The following is a 6095-nucleotide window of genomic DNA, read 5'->3' as shown; positions in this document are numbered from 1 at the left end:
CGAAATCCTGCTGCATATCGACGAGGTCGTCTGCGGGCTCGGCCGGACCGGCACCTGGTTCGGCTATCAGAACTATGGCATCGAGCCCGATTTCGTGACCATGGCGAAGGGCGTGGCCTCCGGCTATGCCGCCATCTCCTGCACCGTGACCACCGAGCGCGTGTTCGACATGTTCAAGGATGCACCCGAAGATACCATGTCGCACTTCCGCGACATCTCCACCTTCGGCGGCTGCACCGCGGGCCCGGCGGCGGCGATGGAGAACATGCGCATCATCGAGGATGAGCAGCTCCTGGAGAACACCCTCGCCATGGGCAGCCGGATGATGGACAACCTCGCCTCCCTGATGGACCGCCACGCCGCCATCGGCGACATCCGCGGCAAGGGCCTGTTCTGCGGCGCCGAACTGGTGGCCGACCGCGCCACCCGCGAACCCGCGGATGAGAAGAAGGTCGCGGCCGTGGTGGCCGATTGCATGGCCCAGGGCGTGATCATCGGCATGACCAACCGCTCGATCCCCGGCCACAACAACACCCTGACCTTCAGCCCCGCGCTGATCGCCGGCACCGACGACATCGACCGTATCACGGCGGCGGTCGACGGCGCGCTCACCCGCGTCTTCGGCTGAACGGCGCGCGCCTCCGGCGCGTGCGCACAGGTCTGAACGCCCGGCCCCGGCGGGCGTTCGCATTTTGGTTGCCGGGGCAGCATGGCTCGGGCCAGATCGGCGCATGACGATTCCCGCCGAAGCCTTCTTCCTCGACCGCAGCTCCGACACGCCGCTCCAGGCGCAGCTCCGCCGCCAGATCATCGCAGGCGTGCTCGAAGGCCGCTTCCGCGCGGGCGAAAAGCTGCCCTCCTCGCGCCGCCTCGCCCAGCATCTGGGCGTCGCCCGCGTTACCGTGGCCCAGGCCTTCGCCGAACTCGTCGCCACCGATTACCTCGTCAGCCGCGACCGCGCCGGGCATTTCATCTCGGACGGCATCGCCCCCCTGCCCCTGCCCACGCCCACCCCCGCCCCCCCGGGCGGCTTCGACTGGCCCCGCCTCCTCGGCGCCCGCTTCTCCCAAACCGAGCGCACCGACCGCGTGCCGGACTGGCGCCGCTTCCGCTTCCCCTTCGTCTATGGTCAGGCCGACCCCGCCCTCGTCGACCATGCCGCCTGGCGCGACTGCGCCGTGCGCGCGCTCGGCCGGCGCGAATTCATCCCCCTCACCGGCGATCTTTACAGCGAGGACGATCCCGAGCTCGTCGATTATATCGCCCGCCATATCCTGCCCCGCCGCGGCATCCGCGCCCGCAGCGATGAAATCCTGCTCACCCTCGGCGCACAGAACGGGCTCTGGCTCGCGGCCCAGGTCCTGCTCGGGCCCGGCCGCCGCGTCGCGGTGGAGGATCCCTGCTACCCCGGCCTGCGCCCGATCCTCGCCGCCACCGGGGCGCTGCTTTTGCCCCAGCCCGTCGATGCCGAAGGCCTTGCCCCCGGCACGCTTCCACGCGGGCTCACCGCCGTCTTCACCACCGCAAGCCACCACAGCCCCACCAATACCGCCATGCCGGAGCCGCGCCGCCGCGCCCTGCTCGCCCGCGCTGCCGCCGAAGGCTTCGCCATCGTCGAGGACGACTACGAATTCGAAATGTCCTTCGCGGGTGCGGCCTCCCCGGCGCTGAAGGCGCGCGATGCGGATGGCGCCGTGATCCATGTCGGCTCCTTCTCCAAATCGGTATTCCCGGGGTTGCGGCTCGGCTACATGGTGGCCGACCCCCGCGTGATCCGCGAGGCCCGCGCGCTGCGCACGCTGGTGCTGCGCCACCCGCCCGGGATGCTGCAGCGCACGCTCGCGCATTACCTCTCTCTTGGCCATTACGATGCGCAGATGAACCGCATGCGCGCAGCCTATGCCGAACGCCGCGCCGCGATGGAGGCGGCCATTGCCGCCCTTGGCCTCACCCCCGCGGGCCAGGGCGGCGGATCGAGCTTCTGGATGGCCATGCCTGCGGGCCGCGCCTCCGCGCCGCTCGCCCAGGAGCTGCGCCTGCACGACGTGCTGATCGAGCCGGGCGCCCCCTTCTTCGCCCGCCCCGAGGACGGCGCGGGCTTCTACCGCCTGGCCTATTCCTCGATTCCCGCCGAACGCATCCCCGAAGGCATCGCCCGCATCGCCGCCGCCCTGCGCGCCTGACGCATCCCGCTTTTCCGCCAGCCCTGTGCACGATAGGCCCCCGGCATCCGTCCCTGACAGGCCAACGCTGGGCCGGGCGCAGGCAGCGGTATCGCGCCACCAGCCAGTGCACGCCCGCACCGCAAAGGCGATGCCCTGCCGCGCAGCCCCCTCTGCCACACCGGCCACCCCGTCATTGCGCGGCCCGCCCCCGCGCACTAGAACCGGCGCAAAGGAGACAGCGATGCAACTCTGGGTGGGCCTCGGCAATCCGGGCGCGAAATACGCCGCGAACCGGCACAACATCGGCTTCATGGCGCTGGACCGGATCGCGGCCGATCACGGCTTCGGCCCCTGGAAGGCGCGGTTTCAGGGCCAGGTCTCCGAGGGCCGGTTCGGCTCCGACAGGGTGATCCTGCTGAAGCCCGACACCTTCATGAACCTTTCAGGCCAGGCGGTGCGGGCGGCCGCGGATTTCTACAAGATCCCTGTCGAAGACATCATAGTCTTTCACGACGAGCTCGATCTTGCCCCTGGCAAGATGCGGGTCAAAACCGGCGGCGGCCATGCCGGGCATAATGGCCTGCGCTCCATTCACCAGCATATGGGCGAGGCCTATGCCCGGGTGCGCCTCGGCATCGGCCATCCGGGGCACAAAGACCGCGTGGCGGCCTATGTGCTGTCAGATTTCTTCAAGGCCGATCAGGACTGGCTCGACGACCTCATGCGCGGGCTCTCGGAGGGCGCCTCCGCGCTGGCCGCAGGCGAGCATCAGAAGTTCCTGAACATCGTCTCGCTGCGCATCGCGCCGCCGCGCTCCTCCGCGGGCACGCGCCCAGAGGTGCCCTCCGCGGGGCCGGCCGCCGCCCCCGGCAAGAGCCCCGAACCAGCGCCCGCCGCCACGCCCGAAGACACCCGCACCCCGATCGAAAAACTCGCCGACCGCTTCCGCCGCTGACGCCTGCCGGTACCGCCCGCCCGATCATGGCCCGTGGCGACGACATGCCCCGCAATGGGCGCCGCATCCACGCGCCTGCCACTGGGCAGCGGGAGCGCGATCATCGGCCCAAACAGTCGCGACCGGGCCAACCGCATGACCCAGCCGGGATCCCGGCCGCTGCCTTGCAAATCCGGCCATGTCATCGCCGCCCCGGGGAAAGGCAGCGCTGTGCCTGCCCGGCCGCGAAGGCTGCGCCGGGGGGGCAACTGCCCCAGAAACGCCTGCGATAAAGAGCCCGGCCTGCGCCCGGCCGCCTTCCCGCCACCCGAACACAGGCACGATGCGCCGACCGATCCGGGCTGACGCCCGCCCCGCACGCACCGCGCAAGCCGTGGTGAGAGCCAAGTGTCAGCTCCAGCTCCATCCACCAGCGTCACGCGGGCGGCAAAATGCCTCCCCGCACGCGGGCCAAACCTACCAGTGGCCCGTATTCCCCATGGAGACCCAAGGCTCCGCCGGCGCCAGCGCCGCACCGGCCTGCAACAGCTCGACCGAGACATTGTCGGGCGAGCGCACGAAGGCCATGCGCCCGTCGCGCGGAGGCCGATTGATAGTCACACCATTGTCCATCAGGTGCTGGCACATTGCGTAGATATCCTCCACCTCATAGGCCAGATGGCCGAAATGGCGGCTGTCGGAGGGCAGGCCGGTATCTCCGTCCCAGTTCCAGGTCAGCTCGACCGGGCATTCCGCCTGCCCCTCCGGCGCCATGAACACCAGCGTGAAACGGCCCTGCTCGTTCTCGATCCGCCGGGTCTCCTTCAGCCCCAGCAGCGCATAAAACGCCATGCTCTTCTCCAGGTCCAGCACCCGGACCATCGTATGCAGGTATTTGATTTTCATGGATCTTCATCTCCCACTTCAGATCTCCTGCCAGTTTAGGGCGCATCCGCCGCCCGTCCAGCCCCACGCGGCCCCGCAGCGCTGTTTTTGCCGCCTGACGAAGCGGCGCACGCGGCCCGCACAGATCCGCCGCGCGATTCTGTTCGCGCCCCGCCCAACGAAGCGGTTGTCAGCGGCCCCTCGCGAGGCTACCACCTCCACCAAGGGGCGAAGCCCAGCAGTCAGTGCCCGAGCGGCCAATCCGGAGGACCCAGATGACCCTCACCCCCGATCAGGAAGCCGAGATCGCCGCCCAACGCGCCCAATCGGAGCCGACGCTGCGCGCGACCGCGCCGGGGATGGAAGCGCATCTCTATTCGGCGCATCCGGTGCTGGACCATGGCCTCGTGCGGGTGATCGACTATATGGGCGACGATGCCGCCATCACCCAGGCCGCCCGCGTGAGCTATGGCCGCGGCACCAAGGCGGTGAGCGACGACAAGGGCCTGATCCGCTACCTGATGCGGCACTGGCATTCGACGCCTTTCGAAATGTGCGAAGTCAAATTCCACGTCAAGCTGCCGGTCTTCGTCGCGCGGCAGTGGATCCGCCACCGCACCGCCAATGTGAACGAATATTCCGCGCGCTATTCGATCCTGGACCGCGAATTCTACATCCCGGCGCCGGAGCATCTGGCGGCGCAGTCCAAGATCAACAATCAGGGCCGGGGCGAGGTGCTGCAGGGCGCGGAGGCCGCGCGCGTGCTCGACCTTTTGCGCGAGGATGCGATGCGCTCCTACGACCATTACGAGGACATGCTCACCCCCGACGAGGCCAGCGGCAAGATCGGCCTCGCGCGGGAGCTGGCGCGGATGAACCTGCCCGCCAATGTCTATACGCAATGGTACTGGAAGATCGACCTGCACAACCTGTTCCACTTCCTGCGCCTGCGCGCCGATGCCCATGCGCAATACGAGATCCGCGCCTATGCCGAGACCATGTGCGCGATCGTGAAGGACTGGGTGCCGCTGGCCTATGCCGCCTTCGAGGATTATCGCCTCGGCGGGGTCACGCTCTCGGGGCGCGCGGTCGCGGTGCTGAAGCGGCGCCTCGCGGGCGAGGATGTCTCTCAGGAGAGCTCGGGCATGTCCAAGGGCGAATGGCGCGAATTCACCGCCCTGTGGGGCTGAGCCTCACGGAATTCTGAAACCGGGGGGCGGTGAAAGCCGCCCAGACGGCGGACATGCGCTTTTCTTGGCGCGCCGTAGCGGCTAATGTTTGCGCGAAACAGGCGGGGCAAACCCGCGCGGCGGGGCAGAAGGCGCGCGCAGACCGCGCAAGATGAGGGGCGATATGGGCATCGGCGGGATCACGCGTCATGGTCTGGTGCTGGCAGCGGCTCTGGCCGCGGCGGGCTGCGGGATGAAGATGCCGGGGGGCGAAGGCCCGGCCCCGGCTGATGCAGTCGCAGAGGGCGCCACGGAGGGCCAGGAGGCCGAGGCGCCAAAGGTCTTCTCCACCACCGAAGCGGGCCTGTGGGACGGGCGCCCCTCGCTCGGCGGCATCTGGCTCGCCTATCCCGGCGTCAAAACCCCCGAACGGGTGATGATCCGCAACCTCGACACCGGCAAATCCGTGGTGGGCGCGCTGTTCCGGCGCGAGCGCGACAATCCGGGCCCGAAGCTGCAGGTCTCCTCCGAGGCCGCAGCCGAGCTCGGCATGCTGCCCGGCGCGCCGGCGAAGCTCTCGGTCGTGGCGCTGCGCCGCGCCGAGGCGCCCGCGCCGCAGGCCGCCGCCGCCGCGGCTCCGGCCGCCAGCCCCGCGAAACCGGCGCCCCAGCCCGCCGCCCAGCCTTCTGCCAAGCCTTCCGTGGCCAAGCCCAATGCCACCGGCACGAGCTATGTCCAGATCGGCATCTTCAGCGTCGAGGCGAATGCGGAGCGCGCCGCCGCGCGCCTGCGCAAAGGCGGCCAGCCCGCCACCGTCCGCAGCGAGAAGAGCCAGGGCAAGGCCTTCTGGAGCGTGCTTGCCGGCCCCGGCGACCGCGACACCCTGCTCAAAGAGGCCAAGGCCCTCGGCTATGCCGACGCCTATGCCGTGAAGAAATAGGA

At 69.4% G+C, this 6095-nt stretch carries 5 protein-coding genes and 1 pseudogene; 5 read left to right on the top strand and 1 reads right to left on the bottom strand.

Translation table 11 applies throughout. The annotated features are described in order from the left end of the window. From tpa to pth, 3 genes and pseudogenes are all read left to right on the top strand, one after another. A pseudogene (gene tpa / locus ACOMG5_RS10150) lies at positions 1 to 628 on the top strand (hypotaurine--pyruvate aminotransferase Tpa); the annotation flags it as partial. Between the two features lie 103 nt (positions 629 to 731). After that, complete coding sequence (locus tag ACOMG5_RS10145; RefSeq protein ID WP_420343683.1) at positions 732 to 2183, top strand: PLP-dependent aminotransferase family protein; 1452 nt, start codon at positions 732 to 734, stop codon at positions 2181 to 2183. A 223-nt stretch (positions 2184 to 2406) separates the two neighbouring features. Next, positions 2407 to 3120 (top strand): aminoacyl-tRNA hydrolase, encoded by a 714-nt coding sequence (pth, locus tag ACOMG5_RS10140; RefSeq protein WP_420343682.1) that lies wholly within the window; start codon positions 2407 to 2409, stop codon positions 3118 to 3120. A 456-nt stretch (positions 3121 to 3576) separates the two neighbouring features. On the opposite strand, the gene ACOMG5_RS10135 is transcribed toward pth, so the two are convergent. Next, positions 3577 to 4005 (bottom strand): VOC family protein, encoded by a 429-nt coding sequence (locus tag ACOMG5_RS10135; RefSeq protein WP_420343681.1) that lies wholly within the window; start codon positions 4003 to 4005, stop codon positions 3577 to 3579. 254 nt (positions 4006 to 4259) lie between these two features. On the opposite strand from ACOMG5_RS10135, the gene thyX reads away from it, so the two are divergent. Both thyX and ACOMG5_RS10125 read left to right on the top strand, forming a co-directional pair. After that, positions 4260 to 5174, top strand: coding sequence for an FAD-dependent thymidylate synthase (gene thyX / locus ACOMG5_RS10130; protein ID WP_420343680.1), 915 nt, complete (start codon positions 4260 to 4262; stop codon positions 5172 to 5174). Between the two features lie 163 nt (positions 5175 to 5337). Beyond that, positions 5338 to 6093: an SPOR domain-containing protein gene (locus tag ACOMG5_RS10125; RefSeq protein ID WP_420343679.1), complete on the top strand. Its 756-nt coding sequence runs from the start codon at positions 5338 to 5340 to the stop codon at positions 6091 to 6093. The last annotated feature ends 2 nt before the right edge of the window (positions 6094 to 6095 follow it).

Origin of the sequence: Paenirhodobacter sp. (assembly GCF_041916475.1) — a bacterium.
Taxonomy (GTDB): Bacteria; Pseudomonadota; Alphaproteobacteria; order Rhodobacterales; family Rhodobacteraceae; genus Rhodobacter.
Note: the sequence above shows the minus strand (reverse complement) of the source record. Positions and strands in the feature narration are given on the sequence as shown.